At 70.5% G+C, this 24,303-nt stretch carries 20 protein-coding genes; 12 read left to right on the top strand and 8 right to left on the bottom strand.

The features are described 5' to 3' along the window. The 6 genes from IE239_RS13945 to IE239_RS13970 form a co-directional block, all read right to left on the bottom strand. Positions 1–309 carry a hypothetical protein gene (locus tag IE239_RS13945; protein WP_190149598.1) on the bottom strand — a complete coding sequence of 103 codons (309 nt, stop codon included), beginning with the start codon at positions 307–309 and terminating at the stop codon, positions 1–3. A 246-nt stretch (positions 310–555) separates the two neighbouring features. Continuing rightward, positions 556–2,661: an FtsK/SpoIIIE domain-containing protein gene (locus IE239_RS13950; protein WP_190149599.1), complete on the bottom strand. Its 2,106-nt coding sequence runs from the start codon at positions 2,659–2,661 to the stop codon at positions 556–558. 110 nt (positions 2,662–2,771) lie between these two features. Continuing rightward, positions 2,772–3,089, bottom strand: a complete 318-nt coding sequence (locus IE239_RS13955) for a hypothetical protein (protein WP_190149600.1) — start codon at positions 3,087–3,089, stop codon at positions 2,772–2,774. Positions 3,090–3,109: 20 nt separating this feature from the next. Beyond that, positions 3,110–3,994 (bottom strand): protein spdB, encoded by an 885-nt coding sequence (locus IE239_RS13960; RefSeq protein ID WP_308435392.1) that lies wholly within the window; start codon positions 3,992–3,994, stop codon positions 3,110–3,112. Beyond that, positions 3,991–4,440, bottom strand: coding sequence for a Pycsar system effector family protein (locus tag IE239_RS13965; protein ID WP_190149601.1), 450 nt, complete (start codon positions 4,438–4,440; stop codon positions 3,991–3,993). The genes IE239_RS13960 and IE239_RS13965 overlap by 4 nt, the downstream gene beginning before the upstream one ends. Continuing rightward, complete coding sequence (locus IE239_RS13970) at positions 4,437–4,706, bottom strand: DUF6284 family protein (RefSeq protein WP_190149602.1); 270 nt, start codon at positions 4,704–4,706, stop codon at positions 4,437–4,439. The genes IE239_RS13965 and IE239_RS13970 overlap by 4 nt, the downstream gene beginning before the upstream one ends. A 643-nt stretch (positions 4,707–5,349) precedes the next feature. Here IE239_RS13970 and IE239_RS13975 point away from each other — a divergent pair. Further along, positions 5,350–6,126, top strand: coding sequence for a GntR family transcriptional regulator (locus tag IE239_RS13975; protein ID WP_190149603.1), 777 nt, complete (start codon positions 5,350–5,352; stop codon positions 6,124–6,126). A 14-nt stretch (positions 6,127–6,140) separates the two neighbouring features. After that, the gene (locus tag IE239_RS13980; protein ID WP_190149604.1) at positions 6,141–6,689 is read left to right on the top strand and encodes a UTRA domain-containing protein; all 549 of its coding nucleotides are present in this window, start codon (positions 6,141–6,143) and stop codon (positions 6,687–6,689) included. A gap of 194 nt (positions 6,690–6,883) precedes the next feature. Here IE239_RS13980 and IE239_RS13985 read toward each other — a convergent pair whose 3' ends face one another. Next, entirely contained in the window at positions 6,884–8,614 is a 1,731-nt protein-coding gene (locus IE239_RS13985; protein ID WP_190149605.1) for an AAA family ATPase, read from the bottom strand. Between the two features lie 418 nt (positions 8,615–9,032). Further along, a complete protein-coding gene (locus IE239_RS13990) occupies positions 9,033–10,781 on the bottom strand; it encodes a dolichyl-phosphate-mannose--protein mannosyltransferase (RefSeq protein WP_190149606.1) in 1,749 nt (582 codons plus the stop codon). Between the two features lie 62 nt (positions 10,782–10,843). Here IE239_RS13990 and rsmI point away from each other — a divergent pair, with 62 nt between their 5' ends. The 10 genes from rsmI to IE239_RS14045 all read left to right on the top strand — a co-directional run bounded on the left by rsmI (position 10,844) and on the right by IE239_RS14045 (position 24,176). Continuing rightward, entirely contained in the window at positions 10,844–11,716 is an 873-nt protein-coding gene (gene rsmI, locus IE239_RS13995) for a 16S rRNA (cytidine(1402)-2'-O)-methyltransferase (protein WP_190149607.1), read from the top strand. 365 nt (positions 11,717–12,081) lie between these two features. Further along, positions 12,082–12,549: a hypothetical protein gene (locus tag IE239_RS14000; protein ID WP_190149608.1), complete on the top strand. Its 468-nt coding sequence runs from the start codon at positions 12,082–12,084 to the stop codon at positions 12,547–12,549. 118 nt (positions 12,550–12,667) lie between these two features. After that, positions 12,668–13,558, top strand: coding sequence for a TatD family hydrolase (locus IE239_RS14005; protein WP_190149609.1), 891 nt, complete (start codon positions 12,668–12,670; stop codon positions 13,556–13,558). Between the two features lie 356 nt (positions 13,559–13,914). Further along, positions 13,915–15,459 (top strand): resuscitation-promoting factor, encoded by a 1,545-nt coding sequence (locus IE239_RS14010; RefSeq protein ID WP_190149732.1) that lies wholly within the window; start codon positions 13,915–13,917, stop codon positions 15,457–15,459. 49 nt (positions 15,460–15,508) lie between these two features. Next, positions 15,509–16,438, top strand: a complete 930-nt coding sequence (gene rsmA / locus IE239_RS14015) for a 16S rRNA (adenine(1518)-N(6)/adenine(1519)-N(6))-dimethyltransferase RsmA (RefSeq protein ID WP_190149610.1) — start codon at positions 15,509–15,511, stop codon at positions 16,436–16,438. Further along, complete coding sequence (locus IE239_RS14020; RefSeq protein WP_190149611.1) at positions 16,435–17,340, top strand: 4-(cytidine 5'-diphospho)-2-C-methyl-D-erythritol kinase; 906 nt, start codon at positions 16,435–16,437, stop codon at positions 17,338–17,340. The genes rsmA and IE239_RS14020 overlap by 4 nt, the downstream gene beginning before the upstream one ends. 85 nt (positions 17,341–17,425) lie before the next feature. After that, a complete protein-coding gene (locus tag IE239_RS14025; protein WP_190149612.1) occupies positions 17,426–17,833 on the top strand; it encodes a hypothetical protein in 408 nt (135 codons plus the stop codon). Between the two features lie 453 nt (positions 17,834–18,286). After that, positions 18,287–20,092: an ABC-F family ATP-binding cassette domain-containing protein gene (locus tag IE239_RS14035; RefSeq protein WP_190149613.1), complete on the top strand. Its 1,806-nt coding sequence runs from the start codon at positions 18,287–18,289 to the stop codon at positions 20,090–20,092. 186 nt (positions 20,093–20,278) lie between these two features. Then, positions 20,279–22,051: an outer membrane protein assembly factor BamB family protein gene (locus IE239_RS14040; RefSeq protein ID WP_190149614.1), complete on the top strand. Its 1,773-nt coding sequence runs from the start codon at positions 20,279–20,281 to the stop codon at positions 22,049–22,051. Between the two features lie 94 nt (positions 22,052–22,145). Then, the gene (locus tag IE239_RS14045; RefSeq protein WP_190149615.1) at positions 22,146–24,176 is read left to right on the top strand and encodes an outer membrane protein assembly factor BamB family protein; all 2,031 of its coding nucleotides are present in this window, start codon (positions 22,146–22,148) and stop codon (positions 24,174–24,176) included. The last annotated feature ends 127 nt before the right edge of the window (positions 24,177–24,303 follow it).

Genomic DNA, 24,303 nt, shown 5'->3' on the forward strand with positions numbered 1-24,303 from the left:
TCAGCGCTTGGAGCCGAAGAGCTTGAGAGTGATCCCGCCGACGCTGACCGGGCCGGTGGCGGCGGCGATCGAGACGGCGGTGTGCACGGCGAAGTCGAGCAGCGCGAGCAGCGCGGCGACGGTGGCGAAGACACCGACCGCGCCTGCGGTGGCGACGGCGAGCGGGTACAAGTACGCGCTGAGCGGGCGGCCGTGGTGGTCGGTGGCGTGGACGACGATGACGATGGGTTGGCCGGTGGCCTGGGCGCGGTGGTAGGCGTCGGCTGGGATGTGCGGGGCGAGTTGGCCGGACGGGTCGGAGCGGCGCATGGGGCCCCCTTCAGGGCGCGCGGCGGAATGGTGCAGGGCGTATGCGGAATGACTCTCTGCGGTCGGTTAGGGAGGCGGAGCCACCCCCTTGGGGAAGGGTTGTGGAGGGGGTTTCAGGGGTGTTGACCTGCGGGCCTCCCTGACTCCCTGGGAGATCATCAGCGCAGGTCAAGGCAAGGGAGGCGGGGCAGGGAGGGATTCAGGGAGTTCTCCCTGCCTCCCTGCCCCGGCGGGGTCCGCATCCCTTCATCCGTGAGCGGAAGCGGAACCGTCGGTGTCGCGGTTGGCGAGGGCGCGGGCGACCCGGTCGCGTCCGACGACCATGCGGCCATCGGACTTGTAGGGCTCCGCGCCGGCGTCCTCCAGCACGCGCTTGAGGTCACCGGGCGTCCACCGGCCGTAGGCGTCCGCGTTCAACGCGGTGAGCCGCTTGAGGACGTCGGCGGTCAGGACGCGGGAGGCGTCTCCGAGGACGGCGGCGATGTCGGCGAGCGGGTCGCGGTCCTCGCCGGTCTCGATGGCGTGCAGGGTGGTGACGCCGTCGCGCAGGGCCTTGGCCCGGTCCGTGATGGCGGTCGCGCCGTCGTCGTCGATGTAGTGCGTGCGCACCGTGATGGACGCCTGCCCGGCGGGGATGGCGATGCCGTCGGAGGCGACGACCAGCGTTCCCCGGTCCAGACCGGGACGCAGCAGGTTCGGCGCGGCCCCGCCGTCGACCGCCTTGTCGCCCAGCGCCATGCGAGCCTGTGACTCGGTGCCCAGCGCGAGGGAGGCGCGGGTGTGCGCGCCCTCGCGGACCAGCTTGGGAAGGTTCTGGTCGGTGGGGTCCTGCGTGCCCTGCCACATCAGGACGTTGACGGCGCGGCCCTGGTTGTGGATCTTGCGGACGGCCATGAAATAGCGGGAGTTGGATTTCGAGCCGCCGTAGGGCCGCTTGTCCTCGTCCTTGGCCGGGCACATGAACGCCACCTGCGCCTCGTCGACCACCACGATCAGCGGCGGGAACGTGGTGCCGGGAGGGGCCTGAAGACGGCGGTTCATCTCCTCCACCGCGCCCTCGACCATCTCCGTGACCTGCATGACGTGCTCGTCGGTCGGCCCTTGGATCAGGGTCGAGGCGAGGCCGTCGAACATGGCCCAGTCGCCGACGCCCTTGAGGTCGCCTATGAGGAACTGCACCGACCGGTCGAGGGCGATCCACAGGGCGAGGGAGCGCAGGGCGACGGTCTTGCCCTGGTTGGACAATCCGGTGATGAGCAGGTGGCGCTGATACAGGCTCAGCGATGCGGCGTCGCCGCGCAGGTCCTGACCCCAGGGGGCGCGGCCCTTGGCGTAGTCGGCGGTCATCGTCTCGTCCGTGACCAGCGGGGACGGCCCGATCGGCTCATCCAGCGCGCCGGAGTCGGCGACCCACAGCCGCACCGTCCGCGCGGCCTGCGGAATCGTGATGAACACCTCATGCTCGTGCCGGGTCAGGTTCTCCGCCAACTTCCGCCGGCGGTTCTGCACCTCGATCGTCGACACCCCGGAGGGCAGGGTGACATCGACCTCCACGCCGCATCCGGCGATCCGGATCGGACCCAGCATGGACGCGCCAGCGTCGCCCATCTCCTTGATGGCGTTACGCAGCGCCGGCACCCCCAGATCGCGCAGGGCCTTGACCACGATCGACGGGGTGATCGGCTCGCCCTCGCCCGAGCGGACGTTGGCGGGCATCGCCCACGCGGGGGCGGCCTGCTGCTTACTGCCGACCGCCCACAGCGCGAGCAGCGCCATAAACGGGCCCAAAGAGACCATCGGCCCCCAGACCACCTGCACGATGGTGATCAGCAGGTTGATGAACTCGATGACGGCCGCGATGGGGGTGATGACGTCGGTGACGTCCTTGTTCGCGATGGCCATCACGATGCCGAGGGCGACCAGGGACCCGATGCCCATCCCGGTGCCGACCGCCAGGCCTTTGGCGGCGTCGAGGGGGGAGTGGAGGAGGTCCATGCGGCGGCGGTGGCGGGCGTCGCGGTAGCGCTGGGCGCGCTCCTCCCACTCCATGGCCGCGTCCATGTTCCCCGCGGCCTCCGCCGCGCGCATGAACCGCTCGTAGCGGGCGGCGGTCTTGCCGTCCCACGTGCGGCGCGCCACGATCCGCGCCCCACCGGCCACGTAGAGGGAGTGGCGGGCGACCGCGCGGCCGGCGGTCTTCGTGCGGTCGTGCGTGACGGCCGTCTTCACGGCGCGGCCGGAGCGCACCCACAGCGGCACCGGGGCCGGCGGTGCCGGGTCGGGCACGACGGTGAGCACGGTCGGCGCGGCGGGGGTGGTGTTCTTGTGCAGGTGAACGACGTTCTCGGACATGCGGAAGTCTCCTCAACACCCCACGGCGGGGCGGGAAAGGCTGCGGGAGGATGGGGGCCGGGACGGGCGGGGCCGTCCCGGCGGGACTGTTCAGGCGAGGTGGGCGGGTGTCACCACCAACCGGACGACTTCCTCGCGGCCTTGGCGGCGGCGGCCTCGCGCACGATCCGCTGCCGCTCCATGTGCAGCGCGGTCAGCTCGGCGGTCAGCCTGGTCTCGGCGGCACTCGCGACGGAGTCCAACCGGTTCTCCTCGCGGCCGGTGCTCTTGCCGCGCAGCACCCGGTAGGAGCCGCCGGCGAGCGCACCGATCACGGCGCGGCGTTCGGCACTGGTCAGCGGCCACATCTCGCCCTTGCGGACCGCTTCCAGCTTGCGGGTGGTCTTGCTGATCTCACGGTCCAGGCGGCGGGTGTCGGCGTTGCCCATGGTGAGGACTCCTCAGACAGTCACGGTGCAGTGCGGGAGGGGTAGGCCACGACGCGCTTCCACGCGGCGCGCAGGCGCATCTCAGAGGCGGAGTGACCGGCCGCGCGAAAGCGGATGGCCATCTCGCGGTAGGACAGAGCCGGGGTCTCGCTGTGCCGGATCTCGTCGACCAGCGCGTCGAGAGCCGCGTCGGAGAGGGCGTTGCCGTCGCCCGGCGGGAGCGCGGCGACCGCCTCCGACGGGCCCCACACGGGCAGCTCCCACGCGGGTGTGACGTCGGGTGTGACGCGGGTCGTCACGCTGGTCAGGGCCCGTCCGGTGTCCTCGCCGCGCCGCGCGGTCTCCAGCGTCGACCACGCCCCGGCGAGGGTCTCGGCGGTCCTGGCCTGCACGCGTGCGACGCGCGCGCCTGCCTGCGTCACGGCCGTCAGCCGGGTCTCCTCGGTGGCTGCTTCGGCGCGCAGCCGGGCACGGGCCACGGCCGCTTCGTCGCGGGCTTCCTGCTGGATTCCCGCGATGGCGTCCAGCGCGACCGGGGTGAGCGCGGTGCGCTCCCACAATCCGTGCACCAGCCACAGCGCTTTGGCCGCGACCGGCAGCCACGCCACGGCCAGCCACGCACCGCGCGAGTGGTCGGCCGTCAGCGCGTGGGCGACCAGGACGGCGGTGGCGATGAGGCCGAAGCACCAGCCGACCACGGTCACCGCGCGGCTGTGGTCGCCCTGCGCGGCCAACCTGCGTTCGTAGGCGAGGGTGGCCAGCCATCCCCCGTCGATGCCCAAGCCGACGACCAGGGCGACCGGCCACGGCATCGCGGTGCCCAGCCACATCATCACCACGGCCAGGGTGAGCACCATGGACACGGCCGTCATCGCGACGGCGGGCAGTACGGTCCGCGCCTTCACAGAGCACCTCCCGCCGCGATCAGCACGGCGAGCAGGAGCAGGGCACCGCCCGCCATGGTCAGGTCGACCGCGCGGCGCAGGCAGGTGAACTTGGCGACCGCGATCCGTGACAGCCCGGCCACGTCCGTCGCGAGGTCCCCGCCGTTCACGGTGGCGGTGATCTCGTCCGGGGCGAGGGTGGCCCACAGCGGGAAGCCGTGCCGGCCACCCAGGTTCGGCCGCACCGACCACAGCAGCAGACCGGCCGCGCCGACCAGCAACGCCATGCCCAGACCGCCCGCGATACCGGCGGGAACGTTCAGCGGCAGATCGCGGGCGATCGTCCACGCGCCAGCCAGGACCGCGCCGACGAACGCGAGCAGCAGCGCCGTCTTGGCGTCGGTCCGGGCGATCTCCGCCTTCACCTCAGCGTGCGCCGCCGTCAGCTTCTCGGCCGGGGCGCTCATGCGGCACCCCCCGGCAGCAGCGCGCCGGCCGGGCCGTTGGCCAGGTCCCGACGGGCCGCCAGCACCCGGTTACGGGCCCGGCGGATCCGGCGCGCGTCCACCTCGTTCACGGGGCGGTCAAGGGTCATGATCTGCGCGTCCAGCAGGTCGACCTCCGCCGCGATGACGGGGGACTCCAGCTCGATCGCGGCCAGCTCAGCGCTGGTCGGTTCCATGAAGTCGGCGAACGCCGTAACAGCGTCCTGAACAGTCACGATGTGTTCCATGGGTCGTGGTCTCCCTCACAGGTGAAACGGCCCGAACAGCGGCCCCGGTGTTACAGCACCGGGGCCGCGCGCCGTTGAAGTCGGTTGATCCGGCTCCCCTCGACCCCGGCCGTACGGACTCCGCTGGACGCGGGACCGGACGGTCAGGGGAGGCAACCGGCGCGGCGTGAGCCACCGCGAAGGCTGAAGAGAGTGGACCGAGTCACTGCACAGGCGACGCCGGCCGGTCCATCACGGCGACGCCCAAAGATGTCGTAGACGTATCGGATCTCCTGTCGGTCGAGGGCAACGAGGTAAAGCACTGCAAGGGGGACCGTGTCCCCACTCTCCGGCCGTTGCTCGCGGTCGCCGGGCCACCTCCCCAGTACGGGCCGAAACCCTGTTTCACCTGGGCTTTAGCGGGCGGTCTTGCAGCGTCTTCCGCCCTGGTCGGAGCAGCCCAAAAAGGGCCCCTCCTGCGCTCCGCTGAACTAGTTCTGCGGTGCGCTGTGACGATTAAGGCACGCTCCGGAGCGGGCGTCAATAGAACTAGTTCAGAGAGTCTGTGGCGCGTCCGATCGGTCCCGAAGTGATCCCGACTATCCTTCTAGGACTAGTTCTGTAAGACTGGGGGCGCGTGAGTCACACATCGAGGGAGTCAGGCATGGAGGAGACCAAGGTTCCGAAGGTTCAGCGGCTCGCTGCTGAGCTTCGGACGAAGATTCGGGAGGGGGTCTACCCCCCGGGTTCCGCGCTGCCCAAGGTGCGGGAACTCCAGGAGTCCGAAGGTGTCGCCTACCAGACCGCGCGCGACGTCTACCGCGTACTGGAGGACGAGGGCCTGATCATCTCCCGCAGGGGTGAAGGCACCTTCGTCTCCCCGATCCTCGGAAAGATCCACCGGGACGGTACGGGTCGCTACATCAAGTCGGCTCGGGAAGAGGCTGGCGCGCGTGGCGCGTTCGCTGCTGAGATCGCCAGGCTCGGGATGACGTCGGGGGCGTCAACCGTGATCAGCCGAGAGCGGCCGCCGAAGCGGGTTGCTCAGATTCTGGGCATCCACCACGCAGCGAAAGCGCTCGTCCGGGCCAGGGTGATGCGCGCCGATGCCACGGTCGTACAGGTGGCAACGTCGTACTTCCCCGGTGACGTGGCGTTCGATACGCAGCTTGAGCAGCAGGACACCGGGGACGGCGGCAGCAAGTCACGTCTGGCCGAACTCGGTTACAAGCAGACCCGGATCCAGGAATCCATCGACGTACGGCCTCCAAGCAAGGAAGAAGCCGAGTCACTCGGAGTGTCTGCCGACAGGTTGGTCTACGAGATCACCCATGTTGGTCTGACCGAGAGCGGCAGAGCCGTCGAGGTCTGCGTTCACGTTATGCCCATCACTCTGTGGTCGCTCAGCTACGAGTGGCCCATCGACCTGCCCGCAGTCTGAGAGGAAAGAACGAAGTGAGCAGCAATACCGCGATCGTCCGCGACGCCACTGAGCGCTACCGCACGGCTCGCCGGGAGGCGGGCGAAAGCCGGGGTGCCTTCGAGACCGAGATCAAGCGGCTTGGGGGAACCCCTCGCGTGGAAACCGCGATTCGTCGCGACACCGCGCCCTCTCAGGTTGCCGAACTTCTCGGTGTCGCGAGCACGGATCAGACCGTGATCCGCGCCAGGCACATGTACGACGGTGACCGCCTGGTCCAGCTTGCCGACTCCTACGTCCCTCTGGACGTGGCAGAGGCCGCCGGCGTCGAGAACCCCGACCCCGGCCTGGGCGGCATCATCAGCCGGATGCGCGACGCCGGGTTCGAGCAGACCGAAGCGATCGAGGAGGTCGCGCTCTATGCGGCGACTTCCGTCGAGGCAGAAGCATTCGGTGTCGAGGTCGGGACCAACCTCCTGCAGATCACGCACACCGGATACACGAAGACTGGCCGCGCCGTTGAGGTCACCGTCCACCGGCCCAGCCCTGGTTGGGTTCTGCGTTTCAGCCCGCCCATCAGCTGATCCACGCGAGGATCGATGGCCCGCACCAAGAGGTGCGGGCCATCGGCGTTCCCGCGGGTTTTTAGCTTCGCTGACACATTCTCCATCGGAATCCCAGCTAGCCGCTGCCAGTAAGGCATGGCGTGAATCGGAATTTAAAGCCCTTGATCCTTAAGGAGGAGTCGCATAGGGATCGGAGCGGCTTGGCGTTGTGGCTAGACGGTCTCCTCTAGACCCTCATTCGCATCTAGGATGAATTGAACGCAGCGGTGAACCATAGATCCCAGATGTCCACCGGCAGGCGGAGTCTCGGTCCACTTCTCGCAGACTTTGCGTGCGATCTTGTTCTTGTCTGGAGTGATCGCTTTACCTGAGCGACTCTGCACCTCCAATGGGTTCACCCACTGGTCACCCTGCCACTGCAACGCCTTAGCCTGAGGGTGAACGTCTGCTACCGCGGCACGCAAAATCTCAAAAGGCACGTAATTTTCAATCGTGTACCCCTGCGTTACCCATGCGAACCCCCCCTCGTTCGGCTTGTCGAACCCGGCGAAAACGCGTTTCTTGGTTGCGTTTACGTGAGCCCGCTGGGACTTTTTGTCGCTGTCGATCACAATCGCGAGACGTCTGTTAAGACGCCGCAAGTTGATGAAGTCCGACACTTCTTCATCTTCGGGTGTTAGATGGTTGAGCAAGCCTCCACCGTAAAACATGATGGAGTAGTGGATTCCTTCAATTAGCCCGGAACTAACTTGACCGATCCAATGCTTCAGGTAAATTCGATCAGAGGGCCCCTCGACCCAGATGATCGCATTCGTTTGCAACAGGTCGGACGGCCTGTAGCCTAGATCTGAGCAGATCGTCGACAGAGAAGCAGGCGTTAGCGCGGGAATGAGCTCTGTATGGTTGCCATTGTGTGATACGTGGATCACTGATGCATAGCTGAAATCGAGGAAGTGCGCCGAGTGGGTCGCAATCAAATATTGATTGCTCGTTTCGTTCGCAAGGTACCTAATGAACTTTCTTTGCAGGATCGGGTGCAGGTGTACTTCGGGTTCCTCGATACATACGACGGTCCTGTCCAGTACGGTAGCCGCCGCCGCCAAGATCACAACTTGGTGAATGCCGGTGCCCAAATTTTCCAGAGGCAGCATTCTCCCGCCATGATGGACATTCAAGGTTAGCGCATTGTGTTGGACTTCCAACTGTGCGGAATCATCATCTAGAACATTTTGGAGGAACTTATTTATAGCGCCGAATTTTTCAGAGTCTCTGCGATATGTCTCTGCATTAGGGTTCTGAAGTTTTTGTAGCTTCTCAAGCAGTCCAGCACCTTCATGGGTGCCATTTGCTCCCATACCGTCGGCGACTGGTCGAATCTGTCGAAACGCCTCAATTGTCTCGACAGACAGCACCTCAAGTGGCCGCCCGATAAGTCTTTGTGTGATCCTGACGGAATTCAGCCGTCGGGCTGTCTCGTTGTTTGAGTCGTTCCATTCGTTAGCGATGAGTCGGGAAGCCCCGACAAGGCCTGCCACCTCACCACTTGCATCTCTAAATTGTTCCTCGATGAGCATTCCCTCTAGGTTGAATTCTAGCCACGTCAGGCCATCGTTAAATTTCTGCAATGAGGGATGCCCCAGTAGACCTCGGAGCGTACCTTCGACAGACCTTTGTTCTGGCGTAAGGGATTCGATGATTTTGTCAATGCTGTAAGCGAGAGAGTATCGACAGGGAGTGTCTGGATGACTTTGTGGCCTATCGAGAATGCTTAGTGAAGAATCACTAGTTGACAGCTTCTTAAAGAAGCGAAGGAAATTTGACTTTCCGGCATTATTTTGGCCCGCTAGCAGCGTTACGCTTCCCAAGCGTCCGCTGTATTGCATCTCTGTACCGAAGCTACGGAATCCAGAAATGCCTAGCCCTGGGAAGATGATGTCGGCCATGGGGAAACCTCATAGTGTGCAGCGGCGGGGGCATCATGGCGTTCTGATGATATCTCTCTCATTGCTATTTGGGGTTCGTTTACGCGGCTTTGGTGCGCTGAGGGCTCCCGCATCGTCCGCAGAAGCTCTGTAGACCAGCACGGGGGCTACCGTCGCAGACGGTCTGTGCACGGGACCGTCGAGCCGGCCCCCACGAAGGCGCTCCACAGACCTCAGCTCCCTAGATGTCCCCCATCACGGTCTCTGGCGGTCGAATCACCTGCTCAGGGCCATGAGCCAGTCTGCTGTGAATCTGCCAGAGGGGCCCACACTGGGCCGTCTCCGGGCCGTCCGAGGGCGGCCTGGGACGACCAATAACGACCAACGGTGACCACGACGGCGGAGTGTCCGTCGTGGTCACCGTTGGTCGTCTGTCCAGCTAGACCCAGGTGTCCAGCCACATCCGCGACCGCCAGGAGTCGATGGGGATCGCCTGGCCGGTGTACAGCGGCCAGAAGTAGATGAAGTTCCAGGCGATGAGCAGGACGAGGACGCCCGCGCCCGTCGCTCCCGCCACGCGGCGGGTGTCCGTCGCACCCGGTGGGCCGACGAGTGCGCCGATCATCATCGCCACCGCCAGACAGAGGAAGGGCAGGAAGACGACCGCGTAGAAGAGGAAGATCGTGCGCTCCTGGTACAGGAACCAGGGCAGATAGCCGGCCGCGATGCCGCAGACGATCGCACCCGCCCGCCAGTCCCGGCGCAGCAGCCAGCGCCACAGCACGTACAGGAGGGCGAAGCAGGCCGCCCACCACAGCAGCGGCGTGCCGATGGCGAGGACCTCGCGGGCGCACTTCTCCCTCACGTCGGCCGGACAGCCGTCCTGGCCGGGCGCGGGCGACTCGTAGAAGTACGACACCGGACGGCCCAGGACGAGCCAGCTCCACGGGTTCGACTGGTACCGGTGCGGCGACGTGAGGTGGGTGTGGAACTCGTACACCTCGTGCTCGTAGTGCCACAGGCTGCGCAGCCAGTCCGGGAGCCACGTCCACGTGCCGCCCTTGCCGTCGGTGGCCGCCCAGTTGCGGTAGTAGCCGCCCTTGCCGTCTGCGGCGGAGCGGATCCAGCCCGTCCACGACACCAGGTACGTGACCAGCGCGACCGGGACCGTCGCCAGGAAGGCGAGGCCGGTGTCGCGTACGAGCACCGTCCGGTACGGATGACGGGCGCCGGCCACCCGGCGCGAACCGACGTCCCACAGGACGGACATCAGGCAGAACGCGACCATGATGTAGAGGCCGTTCCACTTGGTGCCGATGGCCAGCCCCAGGAACAGGCCCGCGCCCCAGCGCCAGGGACGCAGCCCGAGGCGGGTGCTCTCCGCGACCGCCGCGTCCGGGCGGTGCCGGCCGTCGGCGTCCGGCGGCAGCGCGGCGGCCAGCCGCGCGCGCGCCTGGTCGCGGTCGGCGACCAGACAGCCGAACGCGGCCAGCACGAAGAACATCAGCACGCCGTCGAGGAGCGCGGTGCGGCTCATCACGAAGTGCAGCCCGTCCACGGCCATCAGGGCGCCCGCGAGGCAGCCCAGGAAGGTGGAGCGGAAGAGCCGGCGGCCGATCCGGCACAGCAGGAGGACCGAGAGGGTGCCCAGCAGGGCCGTCATGAACCGCCAGCCGAACGGGTCGAACCCGAAGAGCAGCTCGCCCAGTCCGATCACGTACTTGCCGACCGGCGGATGCACCACGTACGCCGCGTCCGTCGGAACGGTCACATGACCGCCCGAGGACAGGATCAGATTGTTGGCGTTCTTGTCCCAGTTGACCTCGAACCCGCGGTGGACGAGCGCCCACGCGTCCTTGGCGTAGTACGTCTCGTCGAATATCACCGCCTTGGGGCTGCCCAGGTTCCAGAACCGCAGCACCCCCGCCATCAGCGTGACCAGCAGCGGTCCCCCCCACGGCGACCAGCGCGCGATCCGCTCCGCCCACCCGTGCGGGACGCCGAGCGCCTGCCACAGCCGGGGGCTGGGCTGCGCGTACGGCGGCGACAGGCGCTCGCGGACGTCGGCGGAGGGCTCCGCCGTGTATCCGAAGCGGCGCAGTCGCTGCTGCCAGGACGGCCGATGGTCGTGCGGCGGCCGGTCCTGCCGGTAGTCCGTTGAGTCCATGGAGGACGCGGTACTGGTCACCGCGCCATCGTAGGGAACAGGTCTGTGTGAGTCCCGTGTCTCTCCCCTGCGAGGATGGAAACGTGACAGCCACGCCCCGAACCGCCTCCGGACTCCTCGTGCTCGCCGGCACCCCCATCGGCGACGTCGCGGACGCCCCGCCCCGCCTCGCCGACGAGCTGGCCGGCGCCGACGTCATCGCCGCCGAGGACACCCGCCGGCTGCGCCGGCTGACGCAGGCGCTGGGCGTGACGCCCAAAGGGCGGGTGGTGTCCTATTTCGAGGGCAACGAGTCCGCCCGCACGCCCGAGCTGGTCGAGGAGCTCGTGAACGGCGCACGCGTGCTGCTGGTCACCGACGCCGGGATGCCCTCCGTCTCCGACCCCGGCTACCGGCTGGTCGCCGCGGCCGTGGAGCGGGACGTCCGCGTCACCGCCGTCCCCGGCCCGTCCGCCGTGCTCACCGCGCTGGCGCTGTCCGGACTGCCCGTCGACCGGTTCTGTTTCGAGGGGTTCCTGCCCCGGAAGGCGGGGGAGCGGCTGTCGCGGCTGCGGGAGGTCGCGCAGGAGCGGCGCACCCTCGTCTACTTCGAGGCCCCGCACCGGCTCGACGACACCCTCGCCGCGATGGCCGAGGTGTTCGGCGCGGACCGCCGGGCCGCCGTCTGCCGCGAGCTGACCAAGACGTACGAGGAGGTGCGGCGCGGGCCGCTCGGTGAGCTCGCGGAGTGGGCCGCGGCGGGGGTGCGCGGCGAGATCACCGTCGTCGTCACCGGCGCGCCCGAGCGCGGGGCCGAGGAGCTCGACGCGGCGGAACTGGTGCGCCGGGTGCGGGTGCGCGAGGAGGCGGGCGAGCGGCGCAAGGAGGCCATCGCGGCGGTGGCGACGGAGGCCGGGCTGCCCAAGCGCGAGGTGTTCGACGCGGTGGTGGCGGCGAAGAACGCGGGGGAGCTGTGACGGCGCCCGCGGCCCGACGGGACGTTCCCGCGCGTTCGGGTGACGGTCGCGTCAGGTGTCTGTGACAGCTGTGACCACGTTGCTGTGAAGCCGCTCACACCCCCTCTGAGCAGGGTGCATGCCGTCTGAGCGTGCGCCCCATGCGGGGGCAAAGGGCCGTCGCCGAATGCAAAGCCCAGCCCCCTCGCCGGGGCCGCTTCGGCAAGGAAAGTCCAAATCGCCTCCAACAGTGCACAGGCCTGATGCCTTCGCGCCCACCGAGGAGTCCACTGGTGACGGGGACGCACCCGTCCCTCGCTCCCAAGGGCGTTCCGGGGGGAACTCCCGCGCCGGGAGCGCTTGTCCAGCGGACAGCAGGAGCTGGCATGAGTGAGATCACAGGGCACACCGGCCTCCGGGACGGCGCGAGCGCCGTCGTCAACGAGTCGTACTCCTTCGCCTGCATGCGCTGCGGGCACGGCTGGGAACAGTCGTACGAGATCGAGCACCACACCGACGGCGACGGACGTGAGTTCGTCCTCTACGTGGCGGAGGGCCGGATCGTGCCGTCGCCGCTGAGCCGCCCCGCCTGCCAGAACTGCGACGGACAGGTCGTGCGGATCATGCGGGCCGGACAGGTCTCCTCGGTGCGCGACGCCGCCCGCCCGCGCAAGGCGGCGCCCCCGGCCGGGCCCGTGGCGGTGCCGGAGCCGGCGGCCGGGAAGCACTCCGGCGAGACGGCTGTGACGGCCGAGACGGCCGAGGCGGCCGGGCCCGCAGGGGCCGCCGAGCACACGATCCATCACTGGCACCTCTCCGATCTGCTGCACCCCTTCCACCGCAAGGCGGGCTGACCGGCCCGCCGGAACCGATCGGACCGGACCGGACCGCCCGATGGTGATCCGGTCCGGCCCCGTCCGTCAGGCCGAGGGCGTCGGCCGGGGGTGCGCGCCCCTTCCGTAGGATCGGGCCATGTCTTCGAACGCCGGCAGGAACGCCGACACCAGCGCCGCGCCGCCGCTTCCGGCCCCCCTCGGGGTGCCGGTCGCCGACTCCCACACCCACCTCGACATGCAGTCGGACACGGTGGATGAGGCCCTCGCGAAGGCGGCGTCGGTCGGCGTGACGACGGTGGTCCAGGTCGGCTGCGACGTACGGGGCTCCCGGTGGGCCGCGGAGACGGCGGCGGCGCACGACAGCGTCCACGCCGCCGTCGCCCTGCACCCGAACGAGGCTCCGCGCATCGTGCACGGCGACCCCGACAACTGGTCCCGGCAGGGCGCCCGCAAGGCGGGCGGCGCGGCGGCGCTCGACGAGGCGCTCGCCGAGATCGACCGCCTGGCGGCGCTCCCGCACGTCAAGGGCGTCGGCGAGACGGGGCTGGACTACTTCCGCACCGGCCCCGAGGGCAAGGAAGCCCAGGAGTACTCCTTCCGCGCGCACGTCGAGATGGCCAAGCGGCACGGAAAGGCCCTGGTCATCCACGACCGGGACGCCCACGCAGACGTCCTGCGCGTGCTGAAGGAGGAGGGCGCCCCCGAGCGCACCGTCTTCCACTGCTACTCCGGCGACGCCGAGATGGCGGAGATCTGCGCCCGCGCCGGATACTTCCTGTCCTTCGCCGGCAACGTCACCTTCAAGAACGCGCAGAACCTGCGGGACGCCGCCGCCGTGGCCCCGGCGGAACTGCTCCTCGTGGAGACCGACGCTCCGTTCCTGACCCCCGCGCCCTACCGCGGACGGCCCAACGCCCCCTATCTCGTCCCGGTCACGGTGCGTGCCCTGGCCGCCGTGCGCGGCGTCGGCGAGGACGCTCTGGCCACCGCGATCGCCGCCAACACGGCACGCGCGTTCGGCTACTGACGGCGAGCGGACCGATTCGAACGCCACGTAGGGTAGTCGCGTCACTTTGGAGAGTGACGGCCGCTCCGCTAGGTTCTGGGGGCCCGATCCGGAGCCCACCCCCTGGAGCGTGTCGCGTGAGCAACTCGCAGCACCTCGAGTACGAGCCGTACGGCGGTGGCGGGCCGTACGCCGACCTGCACAGCGCCGAGACGGTCGCGTACGGCGTGTACGCGGCCCCCGGGACCTACGACGACACCTACCGGCCCGCGTACGAGGCCTACCAGGCCTACGAGGCGTACCGACCCCATCAGCCGCACCAGCCCCATCAGCCGTACCCGGCACCAGCGGCACCAGCGGCACCAGGGGCACCGGGGATGCACGCGTCCGACGCGGCGCTGGGAGCGCAGGGGTCCCGCCCGGCCGACGAGCCGCACGGGCCCTACGCGGCGCACGGGCCCTACGCGGTACACGGGCCTTACCCGGTGCACGGCCTCTACGCGGTGCACGGCCTCTACGCGGGGCACGGCCCCTACGCGGGGCAAGAGCCCTACGGATCGTACGGGCCCTACGCGGCCCACCCCCGGCCGCCCAAGACGCTTCAACTGCCCGTGCCCCTGCTTGCGCCCCCGTCCGTCCCGCCGCCCCCGTCCGTCCCGCCGCTTCCGTCCGTCCCGCCGGCCCCGTCCGTCCCGCCGGCCCGGTCCATGTCGTCGCCCTCGCCCTCGCCCTTGCCCTCCACCGAGCGCCTGCCCGTGCGGCCGTTCGAACAGGACGACCCGGGCGGGCGGGCCGCGCGTCGGCGCAGGTCGCGCTTCGCCGAGCGCCCGGAGTCCGCGATGCGCCGGCTGCTCCCGCAGGCGCTCGTCGTCGCGTTCCTGGCCGGCGGCACCACTGCCTTCGTCGCCGAGGACAAGGCGATCGAGCTGACCGTCGACGGCAAGCCGCGCACCCTGCACACCTTCGCCGACGACGTGGGCGAACTCCTGGCGGAGGAAGGCGTGGACGCGGGGGCCCACGACGTGGTGGCGCCCGCCCCCGGCACCGCCCTCACCAGCGGCGACGAGGTCGCCGTCCGCCACGGACGCCCCGTCCGGCTCACCCTGGACGGACAGCGCCGGGAGATCTGGACGACCGCGCACACCGTGGAGGAGGCGCTGCGGCAGCTGGGGGTGCGCGCGGAGGGCGCGTACATGTCCGTCTCCCGCTCGCAGCCCATCGGACGCGCGGGGCTCGCGCTGGACGTGCGCACCGAGCGCTCGATCACCGTCATGGCCGACGGCCGCGCCCGCACCGTCCGCACCAACGCGGCCACCGTGCGCGAGGCGGTCCGGGCGGCCGGGATCACCCTGCGCGGGCAGGACACCACCTCCGTCGACCCCGGCAGCTTCCCGCGTGACGGCCAGACGGTCACCGTGCTGCGGATCACCGGCTCCCAGGAGGTGCGCGCGGAACTGATCCCGTTCCGGGTGCGCCGCGCCGAGGACCCCTCGCTGTTCAGGGGGACGGAGGTGGTGGAGCGGAGCGGACAGCCCGGACTGCGCCGCATCACGTACGCCCTGCGCACCGTCAACGGCGTCCGGCAGAGACCGCGGCGGATCCGCGACGAGGTCGTGCGCGCACCGCGCACCCAGGTGGTGAAGGTCGGCACGAGGCCGCGGCCGACGTCCGTGCAGGGGGCCGACGGCCTGAACTGGCAGGCCCTCGCCGCCTGCGAGTCGGGCGGCCGGCCGGACGCCGTCGACTCCTCGGGCACCTACGGCGGCCTCTACCAGTTCGACACCCGCACCTGGCAGAGCCTCGGCGGCAGCGGACGGCCCCAGGACGCGCCGGCGGCGGAGCAGACGTTCCGCGCGAAGAAGCTGTACGTGCGCCGCGGGGCGAGTCCCTGGCCGCACTGCGGGGCGCGGCTGCGCGGGTGAGGCCCGGCGGGCGGCCGGGAGGGCCGGCGGACCCCCGTACCCTTGTCCCGTGACGAGCAGCCCCACCCCCGACGCCCTCCTGGGCCCCGCCGACGTCCGCGAACTCGCGGCGGCCCTCGGCGTGCGGCCCACCAAGCAGCGCGGCCAGAACTTCGTGATCGACGCGAACACGGTCCGCCGCATCGTCCGCACCGCGGAGGTCCGGCCGGACGACGTCGTCGTCGAGGTCGGCCCGGGGCTCGGCTCCCTCACCCTGGCGCTGCTGGAGGCCGCCGACCGGGTCACGGCCGTCGAGATCGACGACGTCCTGGCCGGCGCGCTGCCGGCGACGATCGCCGCGCGCATGCCGCGGCGCGCGGAACGCTTCGCGCTGGTGCACTCCGACGCCATGCAGGTGACCGGGCTGCCGGGGCCCGCCCCGACCGCGCTGGTCGCCAACCTGCCGTACAACGTGGCCGTGCCCGTGCTGCTGCACATGCTGGAGACGTTCCCGAGCATCGAACGCACCCTCGTCATGGTCCAGTCGGAGGTCGCCGACCGGCTCGCCGCCGGGCCCGGCTCGAAGGTGTACGGCGTGCCGTCCGTCAAGGCCAACTGGTACGCCCACGTCAAGCGGGCCGGCGCGATCGGGCGCAACGTCTTCTGGCCCGCGCCGAACGTGGACAGCGGGCTGGTGTCGCTGGTGCGGCGGACCGAGCCGATCGCGACCACGGCGACGCGGCGCGAGGTGTTCGCCGTCGTCGACGCGGCGTTCGCGCAGCGCCGCAAGACGCTGCGGGCGGCGCTGGCCGGCTGGGCGGGCTCGGCGGCGCTGGCCGAGGCCGCCCTCGTGGCGGCAGGAGTCTCCCCGCAGGCCCGCGGCGAGGCCCTCACGGTCGAGGAGTTCGCCAGGATCGCCGAGCACAAGTCCCCCGAAGAGCCGTCCGGGGAGCCGTCCGGGAAGCCCTCCGGGGAGCCGTCCGAGGAGCCGTCCCTGTGAGCGTCACGGTGCGGGTGCCCGCCAAGGTCAATGTGCAGCTGGCGGTGGGCGCCGTCCGCGCGGACGGCTTCCACGACCTGGCCAACGTCTTCCTCGCGGTCGGTCTGTACGACGAGGTGACGGTGACCCCGGCCGCCGGGCTCCGCGTCACCTGCGAGGGCCCGGGCGCCGCCCAGGTCCCCCTGGACCGCACGAACCTGGCCGCGCGGGCCGCGATCGCGCTGGCCGGGCGGTACGGCCTCACCCCCGACGTGCATCTGCACATCGCCAAGGACATCCCCGTCGCCGGGGGCATGGCGGGCGGCAGCGCGGACGGCGCGGGCGCCCTGGTCGCCTGCGACGCGCTGTGGGGCACGGGTGCCTCCCGTGAGGAACTCCTCGACATCTGCGCCGAGCTGGGCAGCGATGTGCCGTTCAGTCTGGTCGGCGGGGCGGCCCTGGGCACCGGGCGGGGCGAGAAGCTGACGGCCCTGGAGGCCGGCGGCGCCTTCCACTGGGTGTTCGCGATGGCCGGGCGGGGGCTGTCGACGCCGGCCGTGTTCCGGGAGTTCGACCGGCTCACGGCGGGGCTGGACGTCCCCGAGCCGGTCGCCTCACGCGAACTCCTCGACGCCCTCGCCGAGGGCGACCCCGACGCCCTCGCGGCCACCGTCTCCAACGACCTCCAGCCCGCCGCCCTCTCGCTCTTCCCCGAACTGGCGGACACGCTCGCCGCGGGGCGCGCGGCCGGGGCGCTCGCGGGCCTCGTCTCGGGCTCGGGCCCGACCACCGCGTTCCTCGCCCGCGACACCGGCTCCGCCGAGAAGATCGCACAGATGCTGCGCACGTCGGGCGCCTGCGCGGACGTGCGAGTGGCCTCGGGTCCGGCGCCGGGGGCCACGGTCGTCGGGGGCAAGGCGTAGTCGTCGCAATCGTCGTAGTCGTCGTAGTCGTCGTGGGCGGAGGGGCTGCGGACTGTGGACACCCGAACCGGAGGGGGCTCGTCGCATGGGTGAGGTGACGCCGGAGGCCACCGGCTCCGAGATGTTCCGGGCGGACAGGTTTTTCCAGGTCTGGCAGTACGCCGTCGGTCATCGGCGGCTGCTCCTGCGCAGCAGCCGGGACAGGCCGCCGGACACCCGGATCGACATCCACTTCGGCAACGTCGATCTCATGCTTCTGCGGCCCGGCTACGACGGTCTGGTCATCCGCCGGGCCGACGACGAGGAATGCCGGAAGGCCGGCCTCGACCACGGGGTGGAAGTCGCGCCCGGGCGTCTGTTCGTGCTGGGCGGCGGCCTGATGAGCGGCGGCGGCCTGAGGAGCTTCGTCGTTTCGGCGCCCCCGCAGTGGCACGAGGACGAGGGCGCGATGGACGATCCCTCGTGGTTCGGCCCTCTGCGGGGCACGTGCTGAGAACCGGGTGAGACCGGTGAGACCGGTGAGACCGGTGAGACCGGTGGGCCTGGCGGGATCGCTGGGTCCGGTGGGGCCGGTGGGTCCGGTGGGACCGGTGGGGACAGGCTCGCGGACCGGCGCGTGAGCACGGCGTGCGGGAGGCGTCGTCCGCCCCGGGCGTGCGACCGGTTGCCGTGCGTGGCCGGGCGGTGGCCGCAGGCTCCGGCACCCGGGGGCGTGAGCCGATCCGCGTACGCCGTCGCTGAGCAGCGCACACGCCTTTCGCGCGCCGGCGCCCGGCATCGCGCGCCCCACAGAGCCGTCCGTCCGCCCGCGCACTCCGCTCCCGCCCGCCCGCGCACTCCGCTTCCGCGCGCCCCGGTCCCTTCCCCCCAGCCGGACGGGTGGGACGGCGGTGCGGGACGCCGGACTACCCTGGAGGGTCGATCGATCCCCCCGGGCAGGAGAGAAATGGCCGTCAATCTGGTCAATGTCGAGAACGTCAGCAAGGTGTACGGGACCCGTGCGCTGCTCGACGGCATCTCGCTCGGCGTGTCCGAAGGGGACCGGATCGGCGTCGTCGGCCGCAACGGCGACGGCAAGACCACGCTGATCCGCATGCTCGCCAAACTGGAGGACGCCGACAGCGGCCGGGTCACGCACTCCGGCGGGCTGCGCATGGGCGTGCTCACCCAGCACGACTCCCTGGACCCGGCCGCGACCGTCCGGCACGAGGTCATCCGCGACCTGGCCGACCACGAGTGGGCCGGCAACGCCAAGATCCGGGACGTGCTGACCGGACTGTTCGGCGGGCTCGACCTGCCCGGCTTCCCGCAGGGCCTGGACACCGTCATCGGCCCGCTCTCCGGCGGCGAGCGCCGCCGGATCGCGCTGGCCAAGCTGCTGATCGACGAGCAGGACCTCATCGTCCTGGACGAGCCGACCAACCATCTCGACGTCGAGGGCATCTCCTGGCTCGCCCGGCACCTGCGCGAGCGCCGCTCCGCGCTCGTCTGCGTCACCCACGACCGCTGGTTCCTGGACCAGGTCTGCACCCGCATGTGGGACGTGCAGCGTGGCGACGTCCACGAGTACGAGGGCGGCTACTCCGACTACGTCTTCGCGCGCGCCGAGCGCGAGCGCATCGCCGCGACGGAGGAGACCAAGCGGCAGAACCTGGTCCGCAAGGAGCTGGCCTGGCTGCGGCGCGGCGCACCCGCGCGCACGTCCAAGCCCCGCTTCCGCATCGAGGCCGCCAACGAGCTCATCGCGGACGTTCCGCCGCCCCGCGACAGCAGCGAGCTGATGAAGTTCGCCTCCTCACGCCTCGGCAGGACGGTCTTCGACCTCGAGGACGTCACCGTCCAGGCCGGCCCCAAGGTGCTGCTCAAGCACATCACCTGGCACCTCGGCCCCGGCGACCGCATCGGCCTCGTCGGCGTCAACGGCGCCGGCAAGACCTCCCTGCTGCGGGCCCTGGCCGACGCGGCCCGGACCGAGGGCGAGACGCAGCCCGTGGCCGGCCGGATCGCCGTCGGCAAGACCGTCAAGCTCGCCTACCTCTCGCAGGAGGTCGGCGAACTCGACCCCGGTCTGCGGGTCCTGGAGGCCGTGCAGCAGGTGCGCGAACGCGTCGACCTCGGCAAGGGGCGCGAGATGACCGCCGGGCAGCTGTGCGAGACGTTCGGCTTCAACAAGGACAAGCAGTGGACGCCGGTCGGGGACCTGTCCGGCGGTGAGCGCCGCCGCCTGCAGATCCTGCGTCTGCTCATGGACGAGCCCAACGTCCTCTTCCTCGACGAGCCCACCAACGACCTCGACATCGAGACCCTCACCCAGCTGGAGGACCTCCTCGACGGCTGGCCCGGCTCGATGATCGTCATCTCCCACGACCGCTTCTTCGTGGAGCGCACCACGGACCGCGTCTTCGCGCTGCTCGGCGACGCCGCCCTGCGGATGCTCCCGCGCGGCATCGACGAGTACATCGAGCGCCGGCAGCGCATGGAGGAGGCCGCCGCCGCCTCCGCCCCGGCCGTCGCGCAGAAGGCCGCGCCGGAGAAGAGCGCAGCCGACCAGCGCGCCGCCAAGAAGGAACTGCAGAAGATCGAGCGGCAGTTGGACAAGGCGGCGGAGAAGGAGGCCAAGCTGCACGCCCAGATCGCCGACCACGCCACCGACTTCGAGAAGGTCGCCGGACTGGACGCCCAGCTGCGGGAGTTGGCCTCCGAACGTGAGGAACTGGAGATGCGGTGGCTGGAACTCGCCGAGGACGCGTGAAGGGTGCGTGAAGGCGCATAACGGCGGCGTCACGGGCCGGTCCGCCCTTGGGAACAGGGCGGATCCGGCCCGTTGGCCTGTCGGCGCCGGGTGATAGAAAGAGCCGTCTGCGTACTTCTGGACGGCTCCGGGTGGTCACTGACCCGGGGGCGTGGCTAAAAATCGGTGACAAGGGGGAACGCACTGATGGCTCAGCCGCCCGATCAGCCGCCGCAGCAGGGCGGTTTCGGACCGCCGCAGGACCGGCCGCAGCCGCCGGCCGGACAGACGCCGCCGCAGGGCGGCTTCGGCGCACCGCAGCAGCCGCCCCAGGGCCCGCCCGCGCCGCAGCCCGGTTACGGCTACCCGCAGCAGCCGGGCCCCTACGGGCCGCCCCAGCAGCCCGGCCCGTACGGACAGCCGGGCCCCTACGGGCAGCCAGGCCCGTACGGTCAGCCGAGCGGCCCCTACGGCCCGCAGCCCGGTTACGGCTACCCGCAGCAGCCCCAGTTCCCCGGCGCACCCGGCGCCCCGGGCACCCCGCCGGGCGGCCGCAACCCCTTCAAGGGCAGGCCCGCGCTGGTGGCCGGGGCCGCGGTGGCGGCGCTCCTGGTCATCGGCGGGACGGTGCTCGCGGTCGCCGACGGCGACGACAAGGGCGACAGGAAGCCGGTCGCCGGACCGAGCGACGACGGCAGAGCCACGGCGAGCGACGCCCCGGCCAACCCCGGTGACGGCAGCGGCGACGGCGGCGACGAACAGGACTTCAACGCCGGCCGCAAGACCGGCGAGGCGAAGGTGCTCTGGTACAAGGAGGCGCCCGACGCGCCCGCCGACGGAGCCGACGCCCCCGGCATGTGGGTCACCGCCAGGACGGCGGTGAAGGCGGCGTACAAGCAGCTCGTCGCGTACGGCGTCGGAGACGGCAAACCGGCCTGGGACACCCTCACGCTGCCGCAGAAGATCTGCGCGGTCACCCCGCAGAAGACGGCGGACGACAAGATCGTCATCGCGTACATGAGCGGCACCAGCGACCGCGCCAAGTGCAACCAGCTCCAGCAGATCGACCTGAACACCGGTGCCAAGGGCTGGACGGCCGTGGTCGAGGACGGCGCGCTGTTCGACAGCGCGATCAGCGTGGAGCTGTCGCTGGCCGGCGACACCCTGATGGTGGGCCGCTCGCAGTCCGGGACGGCGTACGACGTCCGCACCGGCAAGAAGCTGTACGACAAGAAGAAGTACGGCGAGGCGTGCTTCCCGAACGGGTTCGCCGGCGGGACCCGGCTGATAGCGGTGGCCTCCTGCGACGCTACGGACCCGACCGAGCACGACGAGATCCAGGAGCTGGACCCGGCGACCGGCAAGGTCAGGTGGACCCAGAAGTTCGCCAAGGGCTGGCGGGTCGCGAAGACGTTCTCCGTCGACCCGCTGGTCGTCTACAGCGTCAACGAGGACAAGAAGAACTGGAACATCACCACGTTCAGGCCGGACGGCTCGTACCGCTCGCAGGTCCGCGTCGACGAGTCCTTCGCCCCCGACTGCGGGTCCGGCTTCCTGCGGCGCGACCTCACGGGCTGCGCGAGCACGGCCTCCGACGCCGACACGCTCTACCTGCCGACCGAGACGAAGAGCGGTCCCAACGAGATCGTGGCGATCGACCTCTCCACCGGCAAGGAGAAGTGGCGCGTCAAGTCCCCGACCGACGAGGCGATGAAGCCGGTGAAGACCGAGGGCGGCGACCTCGTCGCCTACGTGGAGCCGTCGTACGACGCGGCGGGCCGCGTGGTGGGCATCCCGACGGCCGGTTCCGCGCACACGCCGAAGACGCTGCTGCAACTGCCCAGGAGCACGGCCGAGATCGAGGACAGCTTCTTCTCGCGGGACATCGACTGGGCCGGCGGACGCTTCTACATCTCCACCACCAGGCTGACGGGCAACGACGACACGAAGGAGAAGCTGATGCTCGCCTACGGCAAGTAGGGCGACCCGCCGCACTGCGGCCCGTCACCGTCGTCCAGGCCCGTCTTCCCGAGCTTCCCCGGCTTCCCGAGCGTCCTTCCGAGGTACCCACACCATGACCCAGCCGCCGCCCCCGCCGCCGAACGAGCCCCCGCAGCAGCCGTCGCAGCCGCCGCAGGGCGGTTTCGGCCCGCCCCCGCAGGACGCGACGCCCGAGGCCGGGCCCGACACCACGCCTGACACGATGCCCGACACCCCGCCCCAGGACGCCGCCCCGCAGGACGCGACGCCCCGGGACACCCCGCCGCAGGACACCCCGCCCCAGGACGTCCCGCGGCAGCCCGCCGCGCCCGACCTGACGAAGGCGCCGCAGCCGGGCTACGGCTACCCCCAGCCCCCGCAGCCCCAGCCGGGCTACGGCTACCCTCAGGCGCCGCCCGCGGCCGCCCCCGGCTACGGCTACCCGGCCCAGCCGGGCGCCGCCGCTCCGGGCCCGTCCGCGTACGGCTCGCCCCAGCCGAACCCCTACGGGCAGCCCGCCTACGGGCAGCCCGCCACGGCGTACGGCCAGCAGCCGGGCTACGGCTACCCGGGTCAGCCGGGCCAGCCGGGTTATCCGGTCCAGCCCGGTCACGGGTATCCGGGGCAGCCGACCGTGCCCATGCAGCCGCAGGTCGGCGCGGGGTCCACGGGATCCGGCGGCCGGAAGATCAACGCGCAGGTGGCGATCATCGTCTCCGCCGTCGTCGCGATCGCGCTCATCGTGGGCGGCGGCGTCTGGTACTCCGGTCACGGCGGCAAGAAGAACGAGGCGAGCTCCGGCGGCGCGAGCGGCGGCGGGGACAAGGGCGGCGCCGGCGGCACCGGCGGCACGACGCCGGGCGGCAGCGAGAAGGCGCCGGCCGACCCCGCCGCCGACGTGCTGTTCAAGGTCCCGATGCCCGTGGTCAAGAAGGACGCCAGCGTCGGCGTCAAGGGCTCCTGGCTGACCGACACGGCGTACGTGAAGACGGGCGTCAACGAGATCTCCGGATACGACCTGGTCAAGGGCACCAAGCTCTGGACGGTGCCGCTGCCCGGTCCGGTCTGCGAAGCCAGCAGATTCGCCACCGAGGACCACCGCACGGCGGTCACCTTCCAGGCGAGCACCGCCAAGACGGCCGGCTGCGACCAGGTCGCGGCGATCGACCTCGTCGCGGGCAAGCAGCTGTGGAGGAAGACCGTCGCCTCCGGGGACAACACCGTCACCTTCGACAACGTGACGGTCAGCGCGAAGACGGTCGCCCTGGGCAGCACCGAGGGCGGCGCGGCCTTCGACATCGACTCGGGCAAGGCGCTGTGGGCGCCGAAGCCGGCCGACACCTGCTACGACGACGGCTACGGCGGCGGTCCGAAGCTGGTGGCGGTGCGCAAGTGCGGCCCCTACGACAACCCCGAGCTGCACATCCAGACCATCGACCCGGTCTCCGGGAAGGTGATCTCCGAGTACGAGCTGGCCTCGGGCATCGAGTACGCCTCCATCGTGTCGACCGACCCGCTGGTCGTGGCCGCCGACGTCGGCGACAGCGCCGGCGACGGCAGCGGCATCTCGGACTTCTTCTCCATCGACAACAAGACCGGCAAGCTCCGCACCCGCATCTCGGTGCCGGGCGACCAGTACGCGGCCGACTGCGAAGGCATCACCAGGGTCGAGGCATGCATCGGCCTGGCCGTCGGCAACGACCGGATCTACGTCCCGACCGAGGAGCACGACGGCGGCGGCGACCACGGCCGTTCGAACGAGATCGTCTCCTTCGACCTGGCCACCGGCAAGCTCACCGGCCAGCGCGCGGACGCGGGCGACGGGTACACGATCTACCCGCTGCGTATGGACGGGACCGCCCTGATCGCCTACAAGCGGCCGCCGTACGACAAGGGCGGACAGGTCGTCAGCCTCGACGGCGGCTCCTTCAAGGAGACCAAGCTGCTGGAGAACCCGGCCACGGACGAGGTGCACGACGTGGAGATCGCCATGTCCCCGGAGTACTCGGAGGTCCTCTTCGCCAAGGGACGCCTGTACATGTCGGAGGTGTACGCCGACGACGGGGCGGTGTCGAACGGCGACCCGCAGTACCTGGCGGTAGGGTTCGGCACCGCGGGCAGCTGATCATCTTAATTGCCGTCACGGCCCCGTCCCTGCTCAGGGGGCGGGGCCGCGTGCTTATCGTGCGTGACCTTCGCGCGCGGTGATTTTCCGTGATCCGGGCACTTCTCGCCGGTTGGGGGAGCGCGAC

This window comes from Streptomyces humidus, assembly GCF_014649655.1.
GTDB lineage: Bacteria > Actinomycetota > Actinomycetes > Streptomycetales > Streptomycetaceae > Streptomyces > Streptomyces humidus.